Annotated in this window: 17 protein-coding genes and 1 pseudogene; 14 read left to right on the forward strand and 4 right to left on the reverse strand. The window is 71.6% G+C overall.

What is annotated here, in order from left to right:
• The first annotated feature begins 4 nt into the window (after positions 1-4).
• The 14 genes from FBY35_RS21510 to FBY35_RS21575 are packed head-to-tail and all read left to right on the forward strand — an operon-like array spanning position 5 to position 16,407.
• Complete coding sequence (locus tag FBY35_RS21510) at positions 5-1,966, forward strand: alginate lyase family protein (protein ID WP_142218092.1); 1,962 nt, start codon at positions 5-7, stop codon at positions 1,964-1,966.
• Between the two features lie 8 nt (positions 1,967-1,974).
• Positions 1,975-3,498: a right-handed parallel beta-helix repeat-containing protein gene (locus FBY35_RS21515; protein ID WP_142215634.1), complete on the forward strand. Its 1,524-nt coding sequence runs from the start codon at positions 1,975-1,977 to the stop codon at positions 3,496-3,498.
• A 1-nt stretch (position 3,499) separates the two neighbouring features.
• A complete protein-coding gene (locus tag FBY35_RS21520) occupies positions 3,500-4,741 on the forward strand; it encodes an O-antigen ligase domain-containing protein (protein WP_142215635.1) in 1,242 nt (413 codons plus the stop codon).
• A 2-nt stretch (positions 4,742-4,743) separates the two neighbouring features.
• A complete protein-coding gene (locus tag FBY35_RS21525) occupies positions 4,744-6,015 on the forward strand; it encodes a glycosyltransferase (protein WP_142215636.1) in 1,272 nt (423 codons plus the stop codon).
• Complete coding sequence (locus tag FBY35_RS21530; RefSeq protein ID WP_142215637.1) at positions 6,016-7,251, forward strand: class I SAM-dependent methyltransferase; 1,236 nt, start codon at positions 6,016-6,018, stop codon at positions 7,249-7,251.
• Positions 7,248-8,057 (forward strand): glucose-1-phosphate cytidylyltransferase, encoded by an 810-nt coding sequence (locus tag FBY35_RS21535; protein WP_142215638.1) that lies wholly within the window; start codon positions 7,248-7,250, stop codon positions 8,055-8,057. Before FBY35_RS21530 ends, FBY35_RS21535 begins: the two co-directional genes overlap by 4 nt.
• On the forward strand, positions 8,054-8,701 hold the full coding sequence (locus tag FBY35_RS21540) for a PIG-L deacetylase family protein (RefSeq protein WP_142215639.1): 648 nt from the start codon (positions 8,054-8,056) through the stop codon (positions 8,699-8,701). Before FBY35_RS21535 ends, FBY35_RS21540 begins: the two co-directional genes overlap by 4 nt.
• Before the next feature lie 3 nt (positions 8,702-8,704).
• Entirely contained in the window at positions 8,705-9,769 is a 1,065-nt protein-coding gene (locus FBY35_RS21545; RefSeq protein ID WP_142215640.1) for an NAD(P)-dependent oxidoreductase, read from the forward strand.
• Complete coding sequence (locus FBY35_RS21550) at positions 9,757-11,040, forward strand: DUF4910 domain-containing protein (protein WP_142215641.1); 1,284 nt, start codon at positions 9,757-9,759, stop codon at positions 11,038-11,040. The genes FBY35_RS21545 and FBY35_RS21550 overlap by 13 nt, the downstream gene beginning before the upstream one ends.
• The gene (locus FBY35_RS21555; RefSeq protein WP_142215642.1) at positions 11,037-12,344 is read left to right on the forward strand and encodes a hypothetical protein; all 1,308 of its coding nucleotides are present in this window, start codon (positions 11,037-11,039) and stop codon (positions 12,342-12,344) included. The genes FBY35_RS21550 and FBY35_RS21555 overlap by 4 nt, the downstream gene beginning before the upstream one ends.
• Entirely contained in the window at positions 12,341-13,288 is a 948-nt protein-coding gene (locus FBY35_RS21560) for a glycosyltransferase family 2 protein (RefSeq protein WP_142215643.1), read from the forward strand. The genes FBY35_RS21555 and FBY35_RS21560 overlap by 4 nt, the downstream gene beginning before the upstream one ends.
• Positions 13,285-14,517: a polysaccharide pyruvyl transferase family protein gene (locus FBY35_RS21565; protein WP_142215644.1), complete on the forward strand. Its 1,233-nt coding sequence runs from the start codon at positions 13,285-13,287 to the stop codon at positions 14,515-14,517. Before FBY35_RS21560 ends, FBY35_RS21565 begins: the two co-directional genes overlap by 4 nt.
• Positions 14,514-15,065, forward strand: a complete 552-nt coding sequence (gene rfbC, locus FBY35_RS21570; protein ID WP_142215645.1) for a dTDP-4-dehydrorhamnose 3,5-epimerase — start codon at positions 14,514-14,516, stop codon at positions 15,063-15,065. The genes FBY35_RS21565 and rfbC overlap by 4 nt, the downstream gene beginning before the upstream one ends.
• A 7-nt stretch (positions 15,066-15,072) precedes the next feature.
• Entirely contained in the window at positions 15,073-16,407 is a 1,335-nt protein-coding gene (locus FBY35_RS21575; RefSeq protein WP_142215646.1) for a glutamate-1-semialdehyde 2,1-aminomutase, read from the forward strand.
• A 12-nt stretch (positions 16,408-16,419) separates the two neighbouring features.
• Here FBY35_RS21575 and FBY35_RS21580 read toward each other — a convergent pair whose 3' ends face one another.
• The 4 genes and pseudogenes from FBY35_RS21580 to FBY35_RS21595 all read right to left on the reverse strand — a co-directional run bounded on the left by FBY35_RS21580 (position 16,420) and on the right by FBY35_RS21595 (position 22,501).
• Positions 16,420-17,082: a phosphatase PAP2 family protein gene (locus tag FBY35_RS21580; RefSeq protein WP_142215647.1), complete on the reverse strand. Its 663-nt coding sequence runs from the start codon at positions 17,080-17,082 to the stop codon at positions 16,420-16,422.
• A 313-nt stretch (positions 17,083-17,395) separates the two neighbouring features.
• Complete coding sequence (locus FBY35_RS21585; RefSeq protein ID WP_142215648.1) at positions 17,396-18,586, reverse strand: acyl-CoA dehydrogenase family protein; 1,191 nt, start codon at positions 18,584-18,586, stop codon at positions 17,396-17,398.
• A 98-nt stretch (positions 18,587-18,684) separates the two neighbouring features.
• Positions 18,685-19,059, reverse strand: a pseudogene (locus tag FBY35_RS21590) (serine hydrolase); the annotation flags it as partial.
• 28 nt (positions 19,060-19,087) lie between these two features.
• Positions 19,088-22,501, reverse strand: coding sequence for a phosphodiester glycosidase family protein (locus FBY35_RS21595; protein ID WP_260848773.1), 3,414 nt, complete (start codon positions 22,499-22,501; stop codon positions 19,088-19,090).
• Positions 22,502-22,527 lie beyond the last annotated feature (26 nt).

The raw sequence follows: 22,527 nt of genomic DNA on the forward strand, positions 1-22,527 counted from the left end.
TGTGATGTCGGGGAGTCCGGGCTGGTACCTGCGGCGGCTGTCCCGTATGCGACCGCGCGAGGTCGGCGGCCGGGTGGGCGACGCGGTGCGCAGGCGGCGGTGGCGGTCGGCGCCGCCGGACTGCCCGAGCGTGCCCGGCGCCCGGTTCACCGCGGTACTGCCCTCGGGGACGGTCGCCGCGGTGCCGCCGGACGCCGCGAAACGCCTCGCCGCCGAGGCGGACCGGCTGATGGACGGGCACGCCGAGTTCTTCGGGGTGGACCGCGACGACCTGGCCGCCCCGGACTGGTGCTACGACCCGAAGACCGGGCGCCGGGCTCCGCAGGTCTACGCCTTCGACGTGCCCTACCGCGACGAGGAAGCAGTCGGGGACATCAAGCAGATCTGGGAGCCGTCCCGGCATCAGTACCTCACCGTGCTCGCCGCCGCGTACGCGGTCACCGGCGACGAGCGGTACGCCGAGCGGGTGGCCGAGCACCTGCGGTCCTGGTGGGCCGCCAACCCGCCGCTGCGCGGGGTGCACTGGACCAGCGGCATCGAGCTGGGGATCCGGCTGCTGTCCTGGGTGTGGATCCGCCGGCTGCTCGACGGCTGGCCGGGCGCGGCCGGGCTGTTCGAGGACAACCCGGTGGCGCTGACCCAGATCTGGCACCACCAGCGCTGGCTCGCCGCCTTCCCCAGCCGGGGGTCCTCGGCCAACAACCACATCATCGCCGAGGCCGCCGGGCAGTTCGCCGCGGCCTGCGCATTCGGATGGTTTCCCTCCTCGGCGCGCTGGCGAGCCGACGCGCTGCGGTCCCTGGAGCGGCATCTGCGGAGCAACACCTTCGTCTCCGGCCTCAACCGCGAGCTGGCCACCGAGTATCACGGACTGGTTCTGGAGCTCGGCCTGGCCGCGGTGGCCGAGGCGGATGCCGCGGGCGTGCCGGTCCCCGCGTCGATCCGGCTGGTGCTGCTGCGGATGACCGACGCGCTCGCGGCCGTCGTGGACAACCGGCTGCGGCCGCCGCGTCAGGGCGACGCGGACGACGGGCACGGTCTGGTCGTGGACGGCGCGGGCACCGACCGCTGGGGCTCGCTGCTGGCCACGGGGGAGGCCGTGTTCGGCCGGCTCGCCTGGTGGCCGGCGGTGCCCGGTACCGATGTGCGCACTCCGCTGCTGGCCGCGCTCATCCGGTCCCCCGCACCGGCCGTGACCCGCCCGGCGAACCGACCGGCCCATTTCGCCGACGCCGGCATGACCATCCTGCGCGGTCCGGCTGAGATCTGGTGCCGCTGCGACGCTGGTCCGCACGGCTTCCTGTCCATCGCCGCGCACGCCCACGCGGACGCGCTGTCCGTGGAGGTGCGGCACGACGGGGTCGACGTGCTCGCCGACCCGGGGACGTTCTGCTACCACGGTCAGCCCGAGTGGCGACAGTACTTCCGGTCGACGCTCGGCCACAACACCCTGCAACTGGACGGAGGTGACCAGTCCGTCTCCGGCGGCCCGTTCATGTGGACCCGGCATGCCCGCAGCCGCGTGCTGGTCGCGGAGACGTCCGGCGCCTCTGACGGAGGGACGACCCGCTGGTGTGCCGAGCACGACGGCTACCGGCCCTCCGTACACCGCCGCCGGGTGGAACTCACGGCCGCAGCAAAGGAGCTGAAGGTGGTCGACGAGGTACGCGGCCCGCGCCGGGCCGTGCGCCTGGCGTTCCACCTCGGCCCGGCGATCGCCGCGGAACTGGAGGGCGACCGGGCGGTGCTCACCTGGACCCGGGACGGCGAGGACCGCTCCGCGGTGCTCGACCTGCCCGGGCAGCTCAACTGGCGGGCTCATCGCGGCGAGACTGATCCGCCGCTGGGCTGGTACTCCGCCGGCTTCGGGCGCAAGGAACCCACCACAACGCTGGTCGGCACCGGCTTCGCCGACGGCACTGCGCTGTTGGGGGAGTTCACCACCGTACTCAGCTTCCGGGCGTAGGGGGACGCGTGGTGATCAAGTGGCGGAACTGGGCGTTGCCGGTGGCGGCGCCGGCGCTCGTCCTGCTGGCGGCGACCGGCTGTGTGAGCGCGCCGGGCGCCCCGGCGGCGGAGCCGACCGCCCAGCCATCCACGTCCGTGGCCCGGGTGTGTGCCAAGCCCGCGGCCGGGCCGGCGAAGGCGCCGGCGGGCGCGGTGACGGTCGACCCCGCGGTGGCCGGTGACCTGGCTGCGAAGACCGAGAGCAGCCCCCCGAACACCACGTTCTGGCTTCGACCGGGCAAGCACAGGCTCGAGTCGGACCGCTACTCCCAGGTCTTCCCCAAGGAGGGGGACAGCTACCTCGGCGCGCCAGGCGCGGTGCTCGACGGCCGGAAGACCAACCAGTACGCGTTCGGCGGCACCGCCCGCAACGTCACCATCCGCTACCTGACCGTGCAGGGTTTCGTCGCGCCGCTCAACGAGGGCGTGGTCAACCATGATTCGGCCGACGGGTGGGTGATCGAGCACGCGACGATCCAGAACAACTCCGGCGCCGGGCTGATGGCGGGTGCCCGCCAGCGGATCCGCGCGAGCTGCCTGCGCGGCAACGGTCAGTACGGCATGAACGCGTACAAGGCCACCGGCCGTATCAGCGGCCTGGTGGTCGAGGGCAACGAGATCGTGGGCAACAACAGGGACGACTTGGAGCGGCGGCGGCCGGGCTGCGGCTGCACCGGAGGCGTCAAGTTCTGGGCCGTCAACGGCGCCGACGTACGCGGCAACTGGGTGCACGACAACCGCGGAGCCGGGTTGTGGGCGGACACCAACAACAACGACTTCCGCATCGAGGACAACGTGCTCGAGGCCAACGACGGCGCCGCGCTGATCTACGAGATCAGCTACAACGCGGTCATCCGGAAGAACACGATCCGGCGGAACAACTGGGTCGAGGGCCGCAAGTACGCCGACGGCGGCGACAATTTCCCGTTCGCGACCGTCTACCTGTCCGAGTCCGGCGGCGAACCACGGATCCCAGCCCGCACGGACAAGATCGAGATCTACCGGAACGTGATGGAGAACAACTGGTCCGGGATCACCCTGTGGGAAAACGCGGACCGGTTCTGCAACAGCCCGGCCAACACCTCGTCCGGTGACTGCACGTTGCTGGTGCGGGACACCCATCGCTGCGCGAAGCCGGCGATCGCCACCGCGCCGCTCTACGCCGACTGCCGTTGGAAGACCCAGCGGGTGGACATCCACCACAACCGCTTCGTGCTGGACAAGTCCGTCGTCGAGTGCACGGTGAAGTGCGACCGAATGGCGGTGCTGGCCAACTACGGCACCTATCCTGACTGGTCGCCCTACCAGGGCGAGCTGGTGGCGGAGGCGATCACCCGCAAGCAGCACAACCGCTGGCACGACAACGTCTACATCGGGGCATGGAAATTCGTCGTCCACGACCCGAGCCGGATACTCGACTCCGGGCAGTGGCAGGGCACGCCGTACCAGCAGGACGCGGGAAGCACCTTCCGCGCACAGGACGGTGGTTGAGATGAGCCCAGACCACACAGACCACACGTCGAAGATCGTCGGGACAGCCTGGGGGCTGCTGGTCCTCAACACGCTGGGCTCCGCCGGGGCGCAGACCATCGTCCCGCTGCCGCGCTCCCTCATCCAGATGGTCACCATGGGCTCCCTGGTCGCCGCGTTCGCGCTGGCGCTCGTCGTCAATCTCCGGCTGCGCATCCGAGCCAGCGCCTTCTTGCTCCTGCTCACCCTGCTGCTGGTGCTGAGCGTGATCTCCAGCGCGAACCTGGAGTCGGGGTTCGGCGCGCTGTTCCGCTGCGCCCGGCTGGCTCTCTTCGTCGGCACGCTGTGGCTGCTCAGCCGCTGGTGGGACGGCAGTCCGACATTCGTCCGGCACCACATCCGGATGTACTTCGCGGTGCTCGGGTCGGTGGCCGCCGGTGCGATCATCTCCCCGGGCGCCGCCATGCCCGAACTCTACGGCGGGCGGCTGGTCGGCGCGTTGTGGCCGCTCACCCCGCCGCAGATCGGACAGTACGCCGCGGTGATCATCGGGCTCACCGTGCTGCTCGTACTGGGCCGCCGGATCGACAGGACCAGCGCGGCGGTGGTCATCGTGCCGTCACTCGTCCTGCTCGCGCTGACCCATACCCGGACGGCCACGCTCGGCCTGCTCATGGGGCTGGCGTTGGCGATCAGCTCGCTCATCCTGACCAGCGCCGCCGCGCGCAGGTTCTTCACCTGGGCGGTGCTGTGCGCAGCGGTGGCCGCGGTGGCGTTCAGCTCCGCGCTGCAGGCGTGGTTCCTGCGCGGCCAGAGCCAGGAGAACTTCACCAGCCTCACCGGTCGGGCCAAGGTCTGGGACGCCCTGCTGGCAGCACCCCGGACGACCTCGGAGTACCTGTTCGGCTTCGGCCTGGGCGACAAGTCGTTCGGCGGGCTGCCGATCGACAACAGCTGGCTGGCCGTTTACAACGAGCAGGGTATGACCGGCGTCGCCTTGGTGGCGGCGATCGTCATCGTGTTGGGCGGCGTCGCCTTGCTGCGGCCACCGTCGCTGTCGAGGGCCTGCGCGATCTTCCTGATCAGCTACTGCGCGATCGCGTCGTACACCGAGGCCGGGCTGGGCGACGCCTCGCCGTATCTGCTGCATCTGACCGTGGCCGCCTCGCTGCTGGCGGCACCCGCCGCGGCCACCGACCTCTCGACACCCGAAGTCCCCCGACGACGTGTCCCGCGATGGGCCTTGAGATCGGAGGTGATCTGAGCATGCACGTGCTCGTAGTGCACAACCGCTACGCCTCGGCGCAGCCGAGCGGGGAGAACAAGGTCGTCGACCAGGAGGTGGCGCTGCTGCGCGGGGCCGGCCACCGGGTCGAGGTGTTCGAGCGGCGCAGCGACGACATCGCCTCCCGGTCTCTGCTGGCCAAGGCCGCACTGCCGCTGCTTGTGCCGTGGAACCCGGCGGTCCGCGCGGAGCTCGCCACCCGGCTTCGCACCGAGCGGCCGGACGTGGTGCACGTCCACAACGTCTTCCCGCTCCTGTCGCCGGCGGTGCTGGCCGCCTGCGCCGACGCCGGCGTGCCCGCCGTCGCCACGCTGCACAACTACACCCAGGTCTGCCCGCCCGGCACGCTGCAGCGGGACGGCCGGCCGTGCACCGAGTGCGTCGGGGCCGCGCCCCTGCCCGCCGTCCGGCACGGCTGCTACCGGAACTCCCGGCTGGCGACGGTGCCGCTCGCGGTCAGCATGTCGGTCAACCGGCGGCGGTGGTGGTCCGGCGTGGAGCGGTTCTTCTGCATCTCGGCGGCGCAGCGCGACGTCCTGGTGGGGGCCGGCATGCCACCCGGGCGACTGGCTGTGAAGCACAACTTCGTGCCCGAACCGGGCGCGTGCCGAGATGGCGATGGCGAGCATCTGCTCTATCTCGGCCGGCTCGCGGAGGCCAAGGGCGTACGGCTGCTCATGGCCGCGTGGGACGAGATCGCCGCCGACGGCGGTGTGGGCGTGCCGCTCGTGGTCGCCGGCGCGGGGCCTCTGGAGCCGGAGGTGACCGCCTGGGCGGCGGGCCGGGACGACGTGCGGTACGTCGGCCTGTACGACCAGGCGGAGTGCCGGCAGGCCATCGCGCGGTCGGTCGCCGTGGTGGCTCCCTCGACCTGGCTGGAGGCGTTCGGCCTGGTGGTCGTGGAGGCGATGGCGGCGGGCGTCCCGGCCGTCGCCGCCGGTCACGGCGCCTTTGTCGAACTCGTCGAGGACGGGGTGACAGGGCTGCTTCACCGGCCGGGCGAGCCCGCCTCGCTCGCGTCCTGCCTGCGCAGGATCGCGGCCGAGCCGGCCCGCAACCGGGAGATGGGCCAGGCGGCCCGGCGCCGTTACGAGCAGGACTTCAGCCCGTCCGTCGGGCTGGAGCGCCTGGTGGATGGGTACCGCACCGCGATCGCGGGTCGGTCCGGCGGAGGGGACAGCCCGCCGCCGGTAGGGGACAAAGGAACTGGCTCGCGGCGGGGACACCTGCGCGAGCGGGATGGGGGGCAATAAATGACACGATGCCGACTCTGCGGCTCGGCGGCGCTGGAAAGCGTCGTCGATCTTGGGGCGACCCCGCCGTGTGAGAGCTTTCTCGCCGCCGACCAACTGGACCAGCCGGAGCCTGCGTACCCGCTGCACCTTCGGGTCTGCACCGACTGCTGGCTCGCGCAGATCCCTCCGCTGATCACGCCGGAGGAGACGTTCACGCAGTACGCGTACTTCTCCTCCTACTCGACCTCCTGGGTGGAGCACGCGCGCGCTTTCGTCACCGGCGCCGCAGCGCGGCTGGGTCTGGGCACCGACGCTTTCGTGGTCGAGGTCGCGAGCAACGACGGGTACCTGCTGAGGCACGTGATGGACCGGGGGATCCGCTGCCTCGGCATCGAGCCGTCGGTGAACGTCGGTGCCGCGGCGCGGGACACGGGTGTGCCCACGCTCACGGAGTTCCTGGACCCTGCCACCGGGGCGGGCGTCCGCGCCGAACACGGCCCGGCTGACCTGGTCGTGGCCAACAATGTGTACGCGCACATCCCCGACGTGGTCGGGTTCACCCAGGGGCTGCGCGCCCTGGTCGCCGACGACGGCTGGGTCTCCATCGAGGTGCAGCACCTGCTGACCCTGATCGAGGAGAACCAGTACGACACGATCTACCACGAGCACTTCCAGTACTACACGGTCGCGTCCGCGACCCGGGCGCTGGCGAGCGGCGGACTCGCGCTCGTGGACGTCGAGTTGCTGCCCACGCACGGCGGCTCCATCCGGCTGTGGGCCCGGCCGGCCGAGGTGGCCGCCGAGCCGACGCAGCGGGTGGCCGACGTGCTGGCCCGGGAGAAGGCCGCCGGGCTGCAGGAGCTGTCCGGGTACACCGAGTTCTCCGCCCGGGTGGCCAAGGTGCGCCGGGATCTGCTGCGGTTCCTCATCGAGGCGGCCGAGCGCGGCGAGACGGTCGTCGGCTACGGCGCCCCGGGCAAGGGCAACACCCTGCTCAACCACTGCGGCATCCGGCCCGACCTGCTCCCGTACACGGTCGACCGCAACCCCTACAAGCACGGCAGGTTCACCCCGGGAACCCGCATCCCGATCCTGCCGCCCGAGCAGATAGCCGCCGACAGACCGGACTACGTCCTCGTCCTCCCGTGGAACCTGCGGGCCGAACTGGTCGAGCAGCTGTCCTTCGTGCACGACTGGGGCGGCCGGCTGGTCTTTCCCATCCCGGAACTGAGCATTGTCGAGGTCAAGCGATGAAGGTCGTTCTGTTCTGTGGCGGTTACGGGATGCGGATGCGGAGCGGTGCCGCAGACGACGTCCCCAAGCCCATGGCGATGGTCGGCCCCAGGCCGCTGATCTGGCATGTCATGCGCTACTACGCGCACTTCGGGCACACGGAGTTCATCCTGTGTCTCGGGTACGGGGCCCATCACATCAAGAACTTCTTCCTCAACTACGAGGAGACGACGTCCAACGACTTCGTGCTGCGGGGCGGGCGGACCGAGCTGCTGTCCACCGACATCTCGGACTGGACGATCACGTTCGCGCAGACCGGCGTCGAGTCGCCGATCGGGGAGCGGCTGCGCCGGGTGCGGCACCACCTGGACGGCGACGAGATGTTCCTCGCCAACTACGCCGACGTGCTCACCGACGCCCCACTGCCGGAGATGATCGACACCTTCGCCCGGCGCGACGCCGGTGCGTCGATGATGGTGGTGCCGCCGCAGTCCTCGTTCCACTGCGTGGACCTGGGCGAGGACGGCCTGGTGGGTGGCATCACCGCGGTGAGCGAACTGCCCCTGTGGGAGAACGGCGGCTACTTCGTGCTCCGGCAGGAGATCTTCGACCACATCCCGGAGAACGGGGACCTGGTCGCCGACGGATGTGCCCAACTGGCCAAGCGCGGACGGCTGGTGGCGCACCAGCACCGCGGCTTCTGGAAGCCGACCGACACTGTGAAGGAGCGGGCCGCGCTCGACGACTCCTACGCCCGGGGCGACCGCCCGTGGGCCGTATGGGAACGGGACGGCGCGGGGGCGAGCGCCGGAACGAGGACCTCGTGATCCGGCTCGGGGCCGGGCGCCTGGACCGGATCGTCGCGGTGGGCGCGCACTGCGACGACATCGCCATCGGCGCGGGCGGCACGCTGCTGACGATGTGCCTCGCGCGGCCGGGTATCCGTGTCGACGCGCTGGTGCTCTCCGGCGGCGGCAGCGAGCGGGAGCAGGAGGAGCAGGCCGCGCTCGCCGCCTTCTGCCCGGACGCAGACCTGCGGCTGACCGTGCACAAGCTGCCGGACGGCCGGCTGCCCGCGCACTGGGAAGAGGCCAAGGCCGCGGTCGAGGAACTGCGCGCGGGGACCGAGCCGGATCTCGTGCTGGCCCCGCGCACCGATGACGCGCACCAGGATCACCGCGGTCTGGCGAAGCTGATGACCACCGCGTTCCGCGACCACTTGTTGCTCGGCTACGAGATCGTCAAGTGGGACGGCGATCTCGGCCGTCCATCGGCGTACCAGCCGCTGTCACCGGAGATCGCCGAACGGAAGGTGCGGCTGCTGCAGGAGCACTACCCCTCGCAGCGGCACCGGCCCTGGTACGACCGGGAAGCCTTCCTCGGGCTGGCCCGGATCCGCGGCATCGAATGCCACGCGCGCTACGCCGAGGCGTTCGCCGTCACCAAACTCACTCTCAACCTGGGGGAATGAACCTTGCGCGTACTGCTGACCGGGCACCAGGGCTACCTGGGCACCGTGATGGCCCCGATCCTCGCGGCCGCCGGGCACGAGGTCGTCGGTCTTGACGCCGGACTGTTCGCCGACTGCGTGCTGGGCCCGACGCCCGCCGACCCTCCCCCAGTCGGCGCTGGCGCGCCTGTGGGCGGTGCCCCCACGGGCCACCGGATGGACCTGCGGGACATCACGGCCGAACATGTGGCCGGGGTGGACGCCGTGATCCACCTGGCCGCGCTGTCCAACGACCCGCTGGGATCGCTGGCGCCGCAGCTCACCTACGACATCAACCACCACGCGTCCGTGCGGCTGGCCCAACTGGCCCGCGACGCCGGAGTGCGGCGCTTCCTGTACGCGTCGACCTGCTCTGTCTACGGCGCCGCCGGCGGCGACGAACTGGTGACTGAGGACGCCCCCCTGCGCCCGGTGACGCCCTACGCGGAGTCCAAGGTGCGGGTGGAGGACGACCTGCACGCCCTGTCCGACGGCGACTTCAGCCCGGTGTACATGCGCAACGCCACCGCGTTCGGCTACTCACCCCGGCTGCGCGCCGACATCGTGCTGAACAACCTGGTGGGCCACGCGCTCCTGTCCGGCGAGGTGCTCGTGCTCTCCGACGGCACCCCCTGGCGCCCGCTGGTGCACGCCGCCGACATCGCACGGGCCTTCACGGCCGCGCTCACCGCGCCGCGGGACGCGGTGCACGACCGGGCCTTCAACATCGGCAGCGAGACCAACAACGTCACGGTCGCCGAGATCGCCGAGCAGGTCGCCGAGGCGGTGTCCGGCTCCAAGGTGGTGATCACCGGGGAGACCGGTGCCGATCCGCGGTCGTACCGGGTGGACTTCTCCCGTTTCCGCGCCGCAGTGCCCGGCTTCGACTGCGAGTGGACCGTGAAGCAGGGCGCGCTCGAACTCGCCGACGCCTACCGCAAACACGGGATGACCCGGGAGGACTTCGAGCGACGCTTCACCCGGCTGGCCGTGCTGCGCGCGGCGTCCGACGCCGGCACCGTCGACGACACCCTGCGGTGGCGCCGATGACCACGGCCGGCGACGAGATGTACGAGCTGGTGGAGCGGCTGTACCCGCTGTGCCGGAGCATCACCGGCGACGGTGTGCGCGCCACCCTGGACATCGTCGGCGAGTATGTCCCGCTGCAGGTGCACGAGGTACCGACCGGGACCCAGGTGCTCGACTGGACGGTGCCGCAGGAGTGGAACATCCGGGACGCGTACATCGCCGACACCGCCGGCAGGCGGGTCGTCGACTTCGCAGCGTCCAGCCTGCACGTGCTCGGCTACAGCGTGCCGGTGTCGGCGACCATACCGCTGGCCGAGCTGCGTGGTCACCTGCACACCCTGCCGGACCACCCGGCCTGGGTGCCGTACCGCACCAGCTACTACAAGCCGGAGTGGGGGTTCTGCCTGGCCCAGGAGACCCTGGACGCGATGCCGGACGGCGAGTACGAGGTGCGCATCGACTCCACGCTCGCCGACGGCCATCTCACCTACGCCGAGCACGTGGTCCCCGGGCAGGTCGCCGACGAGGTGATCGTCTCCTGCCACGTCTGCCACCCGTCGCTGGCCAACGACAACCTGGCCGGCATCGCGGTGGCCACGTTCCTGGCCCGGGCGCTGGCCGAGCAGACGCCGTACTACACCTACCGGTTCATCTTCGCGCCCGGCACCATCGGGGCGATCACCTGGCTGGCCCGCAACGCGGAGCGGGTGGAACGGGTCAAGCACGGGCTTGTGCTGGCCTGCGCCGGCGACTTGGGCCAACTGACGTACAAGCAGAGCAGGCGCGGTGACGCGGAGATCGACCGGGTGATGCGGCATGTGCTGGACGCCTCCGAACGCGCGCACCGCATAGCCGAGTTCACTCCGTACGGCTACGACGAGCGGCAGTTCTGCTCGCCCGGGTTCGATCTCGGCGTGGGCTCGCTCAGCCGGACCCCGTACGCCGGGTACCCCGAGTACCACACCTCGGCGGACAACCTGGACTTCGTCTCCCCGGAGGCGATGGCGGACACTCTCGCCGTCTGCCGCGAGGCATTCGCCGTGCTCGACCGCAACCGGCGGTACGTCAATCTCAGCCCCTACGGCGAACCACAGCTGGGCCGACGCGGGTTGTACGACTCGCTCGGCGGCCGCAGCGACGCGAAGCAGGCCCAGATGGCCATGCTCTGGGTGCTCAGCCTCTCCGACGGCGAGCACAGTCTGCTGGACGTGGCCGAGCGGTCCGGGCTGCCCTTCGACACCGTCGCCGCCGCGGCCGGCGCCCTGTGCGGCGCCGAATTGATCAAGGCATGACGCCGGTGACCACCGAGGGGGAGAATCCGCAGACAACGGCGACACCGGCCGGGTCCGCCAAGCGGGCTCTCGTCGGCCGGCTGTCCTGGGGGGTGGCCGACCAGGCGGCCTCCAGCGTGAGCAACTTCGCGGTGGGCATCTATGTGGCCCGCTCGCTGGGGGTGACCGCGTTCGGCGTGTTCAGCCTCGCCTGGGTGACGTACGGCGTGGTGCTCAACGTCTCCCGCGGGCTGGCGACCGATCCGCTCACGGTGCGCTTCAGCGGCGTGCCGGACGCGGCCCGGCGCGGGGCAGTGGGCCGGTCGACGGGCACCGCACTCGGCGTCGGCGCCGCCCTCGGCGCGGTGTGTCTGCTGGCCGGGCTCGGCCTCGGCGGCCGGCTGGGGCCCGCGTTCGCCGCCCTCGGTATCATGTTGCCGGGGCTGCTGCTCCAGGACGCCTGGCGGTACTCGTTCTTCGCCGCCGGCACCGGGCGGAAGGCGTTTTTCAACGACGTCATGTGGGGTGTCGCGCTCGTCCCGGCCATGGTGGTGGCCGCCCGTGTGGGCAGTGTGGCCGCCTTCGTGCTCGCCTGGGGCGCGTCAGCCACGGTGGCCGCGGGCTACGGCTACATCCAGTCCGGCATCCGGCCCCGGATGGCCGGGGCGCGCGGGTGGCTGCGCGAGCAGCGCGATCTCGGCTACCGGTACCTGGTCGAGAACGTCAGCCTCAGTGGCGCGAGCCAGTTGCGGGCGTACGGGCTCGGCGCGATCGTCGGGGTCGGCGCGGTGGGCGCGGTTCGGGGCGCCGAGCTACTGCTCGGCCCCTTCCTGGCCGTGCTCATGGGGCTTTCGCTTGTCACCGTCCCGGAGGCGGCACGGGTACTGCGGCAGGCCCCGCATCAACTGGGCAGGTTCTGCCTGCTCCTCGGCGGGGGGCAGGCCGTCGGCGCGCTGCTGTGGGGCGGGGCGCTGCTGCTGATGCCCGGCCGGCTCGGCGAGATGGTGCTCGGCGACGTCTGGCACTCCGCCTCGCAGCTCATCGTGCCGATCAGCCTCGGTGTCGCCGGCGCGGGCCTCGGCACCGGCGCGGCGGCCGGGCTGCGCGCGCTCGGCGCGGCCCGGCGCAGCCTGCGCTGCCAGTTGTTCGCCTCCGCGTGCTACGTCGGCGGCGGCCTCGGCGGTGCGGCCGCAGCCGGCGCGGTCGGCTCGGCCTGGGGCGTCGCCGCCGCGACCGTCAGCGGCTCGGCCCTCTGGTGGCTGCAACTGCGGTCCGCCCTGCGCGAGCACGCTCAAGAACCGATCCGCGAAGTGAGGACGTCATGACTGCGCAACCCAGGCTGAGCATCGGCCTGCCCGTGTACAACGGCGAGGAATACCTGGCCGAGTCGCTCGACGCCCTGCTCGGCCAGACCTACGAGGACTTCGAGCTCGTCATCTCCGACAACGCCTCGGCCGACGGGACCCAGGACATCTGCCGGAAGTACGCCGCGAAGGACTCCCGCATCCGCTACCTCCGGCTGTCCCGGAACATCGGTGCCACGCCGAACCACAACCATGTGTTCGCCGAGTCCCGCGGCGAGCTGTTCAAGTGGGCCTCGCACGACGACCTGTACGGCCGGGAGCTGCTGCGGGTCTGCGTGGAGGCGCTGGACGAGCGGCCGGAGATGATCCTCGCGCACACCGGCCAGGCGGTCATCGACGGCGACGGCAAGGTGAAGGTCCCGTACGAGTACGGGCTCGCCACCGACTCGCCGCACGCGCCGGAGCGCTTCCGCAGTCTGCTGTTCGAGACCGGTGGCGACGACTTCTACGGGGTGTTCCGGGCCGACAGACTGCGCCGGGTGAAGCCGATGGACAGCTACCACCACGCGGACCGCACCTACGTCGCCGAGATCACCCTGCACGGCCCCTTCCACCAGGTCCCCGAACTCCTGTACTTCCGCCGCGACCACCCCACCCGCGCCGAGCGGGCGAACCCGTCCAAGCGTTCCCGGTGCGTCAACCTGGACCCGCGCCGGGCGGGGCTGCTGCACCCGACGCCGCGGCTGCTCGCCGAGTACGTCTGGGGCTTCGCCTCCGCGATCCGGCGGGCCCCGCTGTCCCCGGCCGACCGGCGCGCGTGCTACCGCCACCTGGCCGCGTGGATGACCAGCCGGGTCCGGCCGGGCGCCGGTGAGCGGGTCGAGGACCGTGCCCCCGTCGACCCGGCCAAGCCGACCGTCTCCGTCGACGCCCTGGTCGCCGGACGCGAGGGGAGGCGGCCATGACGCCCGCGAAGGAGACTGAGCTGCGCGTAGGGGTGTTCGGGCTGCTCGGCTCCGGCAACCTCGGCAACGACGGGTCACTCGAGGCCGTGCTCGGCTACCTCCGGGACAGGCACCCGGAGGCGGCCGTGGACGCGCTGTGCGGCGGAGCCGAGGCCGTTACGGCCCGGTTCCGGATCCCTGCGACGCGGCTGCACTGGTACCGCGGGGAGTACCGGACCGCCTCGCGTGCGGGCGCGATCGCGGGGAAGGGTCTGGGCAAACTCGTCGACGTCTTCCGCACCGCTGCCTGGGTGCGCCGGCACGACGTGGTGATCGTGCCGGGCATGGGCGTCCTGGAGGCCACGCTGCCGCTGCGGCCGTGGGGCTTCCCGTACTCGCTGTTCCTGCTCTGCGCATCCGGCCGGCTGCTTCGCACCCGAGTCGCGCTGGTCAGCGTCGGTGCCGCCGAGATCGGCAACCGGCCGACCCGGACCCTGGTGCGCTGGTCGGCGAGGCTGGCCGCGTACCGCTCGTACCGGGACACCCAGTCCCGTGACGCGATGCGGGCGATGGGCGTGAACACCGCGCGCGACGAGGTCTACCCCGACCTCGCGTTCGCCCTGCCGACGCCGCCTGCGGGCGCGCCCTCGGGACCGCCCGGCCCGGTGTGCGTCGGCGTCATGGACTTCCACGGTGGCAACGACGACCGCGATCGGGCCGAGGAGATATTCCGGCGCTACCTCGACGGGACGATCCGGTTCGTCCGCACGCTGGTCGAGGAGGGCAGGCCGGTCCGGCTGCTCACCGGCGACAGGTGCGACGAGTCGGTGGTCGCCGCGATCCTCGACGCGGTGGGCTCGCCGCTGGTCACCGCCGCCGAACCGGCCGCGCTGGCCGACCTGATGAAGGAGATGGCGGCTGCCGACACCGTGGTGGCGGTCCGGTACCACAACCTGATCTGCGCGCTGAAGACCGGCACGCCGGTGCTCGCCCTCAGCTATGCGGCGAAGAGTGACGCGCTCATGGCGCAGATGGGGCTCGGCGCGTACTGCCACCCGGCGCGCGAGGTCGACGCCGGCAAACTCCTCGAACAGTTCAGGTCGCTGGAGAAGCGATCGGCTGAGCTGCGGCAGACCCTCATCGAGCGGAACCTGGCCGCCGCCCGGCGCCTGGAGCACCAGTTCACCGCCTTGACCGCGGCCGTGTTCCCGGCGGCCGACCACGCCCACGCCCTGCGGGAGGCTCCATGAAAGCGACCGAAGTCCCGGCGATCGCGGGCGCGTACCTCTTCGAGCCGACGCCGTACGCCGACGAGCGCGGCTTCTTCTGCCGCACCTTCGACGCCGACGTGGTCCGCTCGGTGGGCCTCGACCCGGACGCCTTCGTTCAGGACAGCCTGTCCCGCTCGGTCCGGGGCGTGCTGCGCGGCCTGCACCTGCGCTCCGGCGCCGGCGAGGCCAAGCTGGTGCGGTGCTCGTACGGGGGGATCTTCGACGTCGTCGTGGACCTGCGGAAGGACTCGCCGACCTACCGCAACCTGGCCTTCTTCGAGCTGTCCGGCGAGAGGCAGGTGACCCTTTACATCCCGGCGGGGTGCGCGCACGGCTTCCAGGCGCTGACCGAAACCGCCGACATCTCGTACCGGATCGACCGCCCGCACGATCCGGCCGAGGACGTGACGATCGCGTTCGACGACCCGGACCTCGCCATTGACTGGCCGCTGCCGGTCACGTCGATGTCCCAGCGGGACCGGGAGGCGCCGAGCCTCGCCGAGGTCCTGAAGCAAATAGAGAGTTGAGGTTGGCGTGGACACCGAGAACACCGAAGAACTCCTCCTCCCCCGGTCGCGGAGGGCGAACGAGCGGCTGCACGCCATGATCCCCGGGGGCGCGCACACCTACGCCAAGGGCGACGACCAGTACCCCGACAACCTGGCCCCGGTCATCAGCCACGGCCGCGGTGCCCACGTGTGGGACATCGACGGCAACCGCTACATCGAGTACGGGTCCGGCCTGCGATCGGTCAGCCTCGGCCACGCCCACGCGCGCGTGATCGAGGCGGTGCGGCGGGAACTCGACCGCGGCAGCAACTTCGTCCGGCCGTCCATCATGGAGGTCGAGGCCGCGGAACGCTTCCTGGCCACGGTGCCCACCGCCGAGATGGTGAAGTTCGCGAAGAACGGCTCCGATGCCACCACCGCCGCGGTGCGCCTTGCCCGCGCCGTCACCGGGCGGCCGCGGGTGGCCATCTGCGGCGGCCATCCGTTCTTCTCCGTCGACGACTGGTTCATCGGCACCACGCCGATGTCCGCCGGCATTCCGGCGGCGACCAACGAGCTCACGGTGGCATTCCCATACGGGGACCTGGCCGCCACGGAGGAACTGCTGACCCGGTACCAGGACGAGGTCGCCTGCCTGATCCTCGAACCCGCCACCCACACCGAGCCGCCGGCCGGGTACCTCGCCGACCTGCGCGAGCTGGCCGACCGGCACGGATGCGTACTGATCTTCGACGAGATGATCACCGGCTTCCGCTGGTCCGAGGCGGGCGCCCAGGGCTTGTACGGCGTCGTCCCCGACCTCTCCACGTTCGGCAAGGCGCTGGGCAACGGGTTCGCCGTCTCCGCGCTGGCCGGGCGCCGCGACCTGATGGAGCGGGGCGGGCTGCGTCACTCGGACGACCGGGTGTTCCTGCTGTCCACCACGCACGGTGCGGAAACGCACTCCCTGGCCGCCGCGATGGCCGTGCAAGCCACCTACGTCGAGGAGGGCGTCACCGCGCAGTTGCACGGACTCGGCGAGCGGTTGGCCGCCGGTGTCCGCGACGCCGCGGCCGGCATGGGCGTCGGCGACCATCTCGTTGTTCGGGGCCGGGCCAGCAACCTGGTCTTCGCCACCCTCGACGAGAACGGGCAGCCGTCGCAGCAGTACCGCACCCTGTTCCTGCGGCGGCTCCTCGCGGGCGGGGTGCTGGCCCCGTCGTTCGTGGTGAGCAGCGCGCTCAGCGACGCCGACGTCGACCGCACCGTCGATGTGGTGGCCCAGGCATGTGCCGTGTACCGGAAGGCACTGGACGCCGCCGACCCCACCCCCTGGCTGGCCGGGCGACCGGTGAAGCCCGTATTCCGCCGCTTGGCGTGACGTGACGTGGCGTCAGCGGCGCACCCGCCGACCGGCGTCGACCAGCCGGTCGGCCAGCCACGCGGTCGCCGGAATCACCGCCAGCGCGGTGCACCAGCCGCCGAGGACGTCGGTCGGGTAGTGCGCGCCCAGGGCGACCTGCGCCCAGCCCATGGCGGCGCCGGCAACCAGCGCCGCGGCGAGCACGAGTGACGTGCCGGCCGTCCTGCCGAGGCCGAGCCGGCCGGTCGCGAGCAGCGCCACCACGAGAGCGAGCGCGGTGAGGAAGGCGGTGTGCCCGCTCGGATAGGACAGGTTGTCGTCGCCGTGGATGGTGCGTCCCACCAGGGACTTGAGCAGCGTGGCCGATCCCACGGTGATGCCGACCCCGGCAACGACGAACATCGCCGCGCGAGGACGCCGAAGCAGCAGGCAGCCGGTCACGGTGGCCACGACCAGCGTCGCCGATCCGGCGGGCTCCCCCAGGAAGTCCATGGCCAGAGCGACGCGCCGCCACGGCGGCCCCACGCTGTCCGCCGTCGGCCGGATGATCCACCTGTCCGCCATGCCGGGCTCGTCGTGGCCGGCGTACAGGACCCCGAGCACGACGACCACCAGCGCGGCGAGGGCCGCGATCAGCCCGAGCCACGCGCGCAGCGACGAGGGCAGCACCGCGGGCACCGGCCGACCGGTCACACGCCCACCGCGGTCCGGCGGACCTGCGGTATTGACCTCCAGGTCTGCTCCATTCAGGCCATCCAACGCGCCCCCCGTTGTGTCCGACCCACCCTCCGCGACCACAACTGCCCCGCGGGCACCCGCTCCTGGCTTGTACGACTCCGCGGGAGCCGTAACCCTGTGCGGCACCGAACCCGTCAGCCTGGTCATCGCCCTGGCCGAGGGCATCGGGATCAGTTTCTACTTGTCACCCTAACCAACAATGCGCCCTGTTTCGTAGCGTTCCTGAAGCCAGATCCACCTGACAACGAAGATGCCTGCTCAGACACGTTCACCGCCGTACCCGCGGCATCCCCAGTCCGATCCAGGAGATGATCTCGCGCTGGATCTCGTTGTTGCCGCCGCCGAAGGTGAAGATCACGGCGGATCGGTAGCCGCGCTCCAGTTCGCCGTGCAGGACGGCTCCCGCCGAGCCTTCCTTGAGCGGGCCCGCCGCGCCGGTGACCTCCATCAGCCAGGCATACGCCTCGCGGCGCGCCTCGGAGCCGTAGACCTTGACCGCGGAGGCGTCCTGCGGGGTCAGGGTGCCCTCCTGGACGGCGCCCACCATCTGCCAGTTGAGCAGTTTCATCGCGTCGAGCCTGGTGTGGGTCTGCGCCAGGCGCCTGCGTACCCAGCCGAGGTCGATGACCCGCCGTCCGTCGGCGAGTTTGGCGTCGGCGGCCCAACGCTGGACGTTGTGGAGGGCGCGGATGGCCATGGTGCCGTGGGCGGCGAGGGTGACGCGCTCGTGGTTGAGCTGGTTGGTGATCAGCCGCCAGCCCTTGTTCTCCTGGCCGACCCGGCGGGATGCGGGAACCTGGATGTTCTCGTAGTAGCTGGCGGTGGTGTCGTGCGAGGCGAGGGTGTTGATGAGGGTGCAGGAGTAGCCGGGATCGGACGTCGGCACCAGCAGCATGGTGATGCCCTTGTGGGGTGGGGCGTCGGGGTCGGTGCGCACGGCCAGCCAGACCCAGTCCGCGGTGTCGCCGTTGGTGGTCCAGATCTTCTGCCCGTTGACGGTGTACGTGCCGGTGTCCTCATCGCCCTCGCGTACCGCGCGGGTCTTGAGCGCCGCGAGGTCGGTACCCGCGTCGGGTTCGCTGTAACCGATCGCGAAGTCGATCTCGCCGGAGAGGATCTTCGGCAGGAAGTGGGCCTTCTGCTCCTCGGTGCCGAACTGCATGATCGTCGGACCGACGGTGTTGAGGGCCATCAGCGGCAGCGGTACGCCCGCCTGGGCGGCCTCGTCGAAGAAGATGAACTGCTCCATGGGGCTGAGACCGCGACCGCCGTACTCCTTGGGCCACCCGACGCCCAGCCATCCGTCGGTGCCGAGACGGCGCACGGTCTCGCGGTAGAAGCGCTTCTGTTCGCCCGGGTCGCCGTAGCGGGCGTACACGTTGTCCGGCACGAGTTCGGCGAAGTACGTACGCAGCTCGGCGCGCAACTGCTGCTGCTCAGGCGTGTATTCGAGGTGCACGGCCCCTCCAGGAGTCTCGCGATCCGTCGCGTGCGCGGCGCACACAGTAGAACGTGTTGCAAGAATCCGGAAGGGCCGTCGTCCGATTCGGGATCGGGCTACAGCGGCGGCCGGACCGCCTCGTACAGGGCGTCCACGAGGGCCGTCTTCCGTGGATCGTCGGCAATGCTGGGGCCCATGCGGTTCATGACGTAGCCGAGGCTGATGCCGGCCTCCGGGTCGGCCAGTCCGCAGGAGCCGCCGAAGCCGTCGTGCCCGAAAGCCCGGGGATTGGGTCCGTACGAACCGTTCTCGCCACTCAGCCAGAGGCCGAGCCCGACCTCCGTCTCATGCTCGAATCCGGCTCCGAGCACCAGGTCCCGGCAGCTGCCCTGGCCCTCCCGGACGCATTCGGCCGCTTCGGCGGACAGCAGGCGTCGGCCGGCGAACTCGCCGCGGCCCGCGAAGATCCCGTACAGCGCGGCGCCCGGGCGCCCAGCCTCACCTTCACACAGGCGCCCCCTACGCCGCAGCACCCACCCCCTGCGCAGCCACGCGGATCTCCCCGCGTCGCGTCACGCCCCCGGCCGTCACCGCCAGCGTCACCGTCCCCGGCCGCAGCCCCGTCACCCGCCCTGTCCTCGGGTCGAACACCGCCACATGCCGATGGCGCGCATCCTCCGGCGCGCCGATGAACAGGTTCGGCGAGCCCGTCCAGTCCGCGCTCAGCGGGAACGCGACCGGGATCCGGCGCACTCCCTGGGTGACCGTCGCCCCCGCGGGCTCGCTGCTGCCCGGCCGCAGTACCGTGGGCGCGTCGAGCGTCAGCCCGTCGACATGGGCGCGGGTCTGGACGGACACCCAGTCGGGCAGTCCCTCCCACGGACGGAGCCGGCCGGTCAGCTGCTCCAGCCGGGACACCGTGTCGACGCCGACCAGCGACCAGCCCGTGAAACCGCCTTCGTTCACCGGTCCCGCCGGCGCCTTGCCCGAGTTGCCGTTGATCAGATACGGCACACCGTCCACGTGGTCCGCGTGGAAGACGCCGACATGGCTGCCGATGAGCCCCGCCCCCTTCCCCGTCGTACGGCGGAACTCCGCGAGCCACTGCTCGATCAGCGCCGCCTCCTTGCGGTCGCCGAGCTGGCTGGCTTTCTGGACGGTCGGGTCACGCGGCGGCACATGCTCGACGAGCATCACCGAGCTGACGCCCGGGTCGTTCGCCGCCGCTTCCAGCTGCGCCCGCACCTCCTTGATCTGGGCGAAGCCCCCGCCCCGCAGGCTCAGGCTCGACGTGTCCAGGGTGAGAAAGCGTGTACCGCGATGGTCGAACACACGGTGCGGGGGCCCGAATTCGGCGATGAAGTTGGCGATCGTTCCGCCCATCACCTCGTGGTTGCCCGGCACGTAGTACCAGGGCAGCTCGTCGCCCAGCTCCTCGGTCAGCACGCGACGAGCGAAGGCGAGGTCCGCCGGCGAGCCCTCGTCGACCAGGTCGCCGTTGACGATGAGGAAGTCGGGCCGCGCGGCCTTGATCTCGCGCAGGGTCCGCCGTGCCTGGGCGACGATCGCGCTGTCGGGGTCGCGGGCCACGAACTGTGCGTCGGACATGACCGCGAACTGCCAGTCCCTGGCCTCGGTTTCGGCCGCCGGGTCGATCAGCGGATCGGCCGTACGCGGCTGCACGGGCAGGTCGACCGCCGGCGGCACCTGCGCGTTCAGACTGTCGACGACGACCTTCCCCGTGTACTGCTTCGTGGCCGCGGTCTCGGCCAGATAGAAGCGGACGACGGACAGCGGCGTCGCGGCCCCCGGCGGCACCGCGAAGGTCACCTGCCGCCAGCCGGTCCAGGTGACGTACGGCCCGCGCAGAAGCTGGTCAGACCCGGCGGCGTCCTTGAGGTGCAGAGTGGGCCAGGCGCCCTTCCCGTCGCCCTTGATCCAGAGCATGAAGGACTGCGGCCTGCCGGGGACGGGAATCGGCCCCGGCGGGTTGGCGTATGCGGCGCGGGTGGCCGTCGACTGCGTGAAGTCGTAGGTGAGCTCAAGGCCGGTGCCGCTCTGTCCGTCGGGCGTCGCCGCGACCGAACCGCTCGCTCGCGCCTGGCTGAAGGTCCAGGCCGCCGCGTCGTCGAACCCCGAGACGGCCTGTTCGGTGAGGCCCACGCCGGCAGCCAGAACGGTGGTGAGGCCGTCGACAGTCACCGTGATCCGCCCGGCGCCGCTGCCCGTGAGGGATCTGACGGTGAAGGAGCCCCGTCCGTCGTCGCGGATGTCGAAGAGGGTGTGGTCGTAGGCGAGTTCGGCGTCGGCCGGTTCGACGGGCGCGCTGTTGCCCTGCGCGTCGAGGCCCAGGACGCCGAATGTGCCGGTGGCGCTCGCGTCGGCGAAGCCGACGCGCTGGGTGGTCGGTTCGATCCGGGCAAGGTCGTCGAGGACCGTCAGCCGGGTGCTGCCGCGGGCGCCCGCGCGTTCCGCGCGTACCTCGGTGGTGCCGCTGTCCCGGGCCCGGAAGACACCCTGGTCGTCGACCCGGCCCACCGAGGGCCTGGCGGTACGCCAGTGCGGGGTTCCGGCCGCCGGTCCGTACGTCTCGTCGTAACCGGCGGCGGTGAGGCGGCGGGTCAGCCCGGGGAAGACCCGCTCGGGGTGGCCGCCCTTGACCGGGTCGGCGGTGGGTGACACCCCGGCGGGCGTACGCGTCTCGACCCAGAAGCCGCGCAGCCGCCCGCTGCCGTCGGGCGCGGTGAGTGCGAGCCCGTTGGGGACTGTGCGCTCGCTGCCGTCCGAGGGGCTGTTCTCCACCTGGAGCGCGTCACTGCCGGGTTCGCGGGCGACAAGTGTCGAGGATCCGCCCCCGTCGAGATTCAGGGCGCTGTGCGCACCGGCCTGCTTCATCATCAGGCCGAGTTCGGTGAGGGTGACGCCGCCGCTGTCGGCCTGCCGGCCGTCGACGGTGATGACCTGCATCGCGCGGCCGTCCCTGGAGAAACCCACGGCGGTGCGGGGAGCGGCGGTGTTGTTGCCCTCGCCGTCGTGGTTCTGGGGCACCCCGTCGACGACGAGGAGTTCACGGCCGCCGACCGCGGTGCGCGGAACGGGGCCGCTGTCGGTGCGCGGCCGGTACTCCAGGGCGACGGGGTCGCCCGGCCTCAGCGCGGCGAGCAGCCCTGCCCCGGCTTCGCGGCCGACCAGGACGGTGGCGTCCGGAGCGATCGGCCCACTGCCGGGCCGGCCCGCGACCTCGGCCACCGTGCCGTCGCGAACGAGGACTTCTGCGACGGGAGTTGCGGCGTCGACGGTCAGCGCCCGGTCGGCCGTCCCCCAGGCCGCGGTGTACGCGCCGATGCCGCCCGCCGGGACGTTGGCGGCGTTGTACGCGGTCAGCGGGTGCGTGCCCGAGGGCAGTGTCAGGGTGCCGTCGAAGTACAGCTTCAGGACGCGTCCCGCGTTCCCGGGTCCGATCCCGACGGCCCGGTTGGCACCCGCAGCCGGTGAGTGGGTGACCTTGCCGTCCTTGATGCCGGGGCCCAGCGGCGCACCGGTCTGGTTGATGTCGAAGAAGTCGGCGTTGATGGCCGCGACCGTGCGCCGGCCGGGGCCCGGGTCGTGCCGGGCGGCAAGTTCGGAGACGGCGCGGCGGTCTGCGACCTTGCCCGAGGAGAGATAGTCCGCCTCTACGCCGCTGCCTCCGAGGTCGACCGAAAGCGCGTCGACCCGCAGCCACTTGTCCGATTCCAGCCGGTCGTACGAGGTGAGGCTGATGCCCGGAGCAATCGGCCGGGCGCTGCGCGCGGTCTCGATTCCGTCACCGTCGGCCACGGCCCGTGGGCTTCCGGCCGCGGTGCTCGCGGGCGGCGCCGTGAGCGGGCGTAACACTTCCGACGCATCGCGGGGACGGGGGTCGGGTGTGGAGTCGGCGACGGCTGGGGACATCGCCCCCACCACGAGGGCGGACACCG

The organism is Streptomyces sp. SLBN-118 (assembly GCF_006715635.1).
Lineage (GTDB): Bacteria > Actinomycetota > Actinomycetes > Streptomycetales > Streptomycetaceae > Streptomyces.

Excerpts from the sequence above, each read along its gene's own strand:
- FBY35_RS21510 (WP_142218092.1), top strand. The coding sequence starts at position 5 with ATGTCGGGGAGTCCGGGCTGGTACCTGCGGCGGCTGTCCCGTATGCGA.
- FBY35_RS21520 (WP_142215635.1), top strand. The coding sequence starts at position 3,500 with ATGAGCCCAGACCACACAGACCACACGTCGAAGATCGTCGGGACAGCC.
- FBY35_RS21525 (WP_142215636.1), top strand. The coding sequence starts at position 4,744 with ATGCACGTGCTCGTAGTGCACAACCGCTACGCCTCGGCGCAGCCGAGC.
- FBY35_RS21530 (WP_142215637.1), top strand. The coding sequence starts at position 6,016 with ATGACACGATGCCGACTCTGCGGCTCGGCGGCGCTGGAAAGCGTCGTC.
- FBY35_RS21535 (WP_142215638.1), top strand. The coding sequence starts at position 7,248 with ATGAAGGTCGTTCTGTTCTGTGGCGGTTACGGGATGCGGATGCGGAGC.
- FBY35_RS21555 (WP_142215642.1), top strand. The coding sequence starts at position 11,037 with ATGACGCCGGTGACCACCGAGGGGGAGAATCCGCAGACAACGGCGACA.
- FBY35_RS21560 (WP_142215643.1), top strand. The coding sequence starts at position 12,341 with ATGACTGCGCAACCCAGGCTGAGCATCGGCCTGCCCGTGTACAACGGC.
- FBY35_RS21565 (WP_142215644.1), top strand. The coding sequence starts at position 13,285 with ATGACGCCCGCGAAGGAGACTGAGCTGCGCGTAGGGGTGTTCGGGCTG.
- rfbC (WP_142215645.1), top strand. The coding sequence starts at position 14,514 with ATGAAAGCGACCGAAGTCCCGGCGATCGCGGGCGCGTACCTCTTCGAG.
- FBY35_RS21595 (WP_260848773.1), bottom strand. The coding sequence starts at position 22,501 with ATGTCCCCAGCCGTCGCCGACTCCACACCCGACCCCCGTCCCCGCGAT.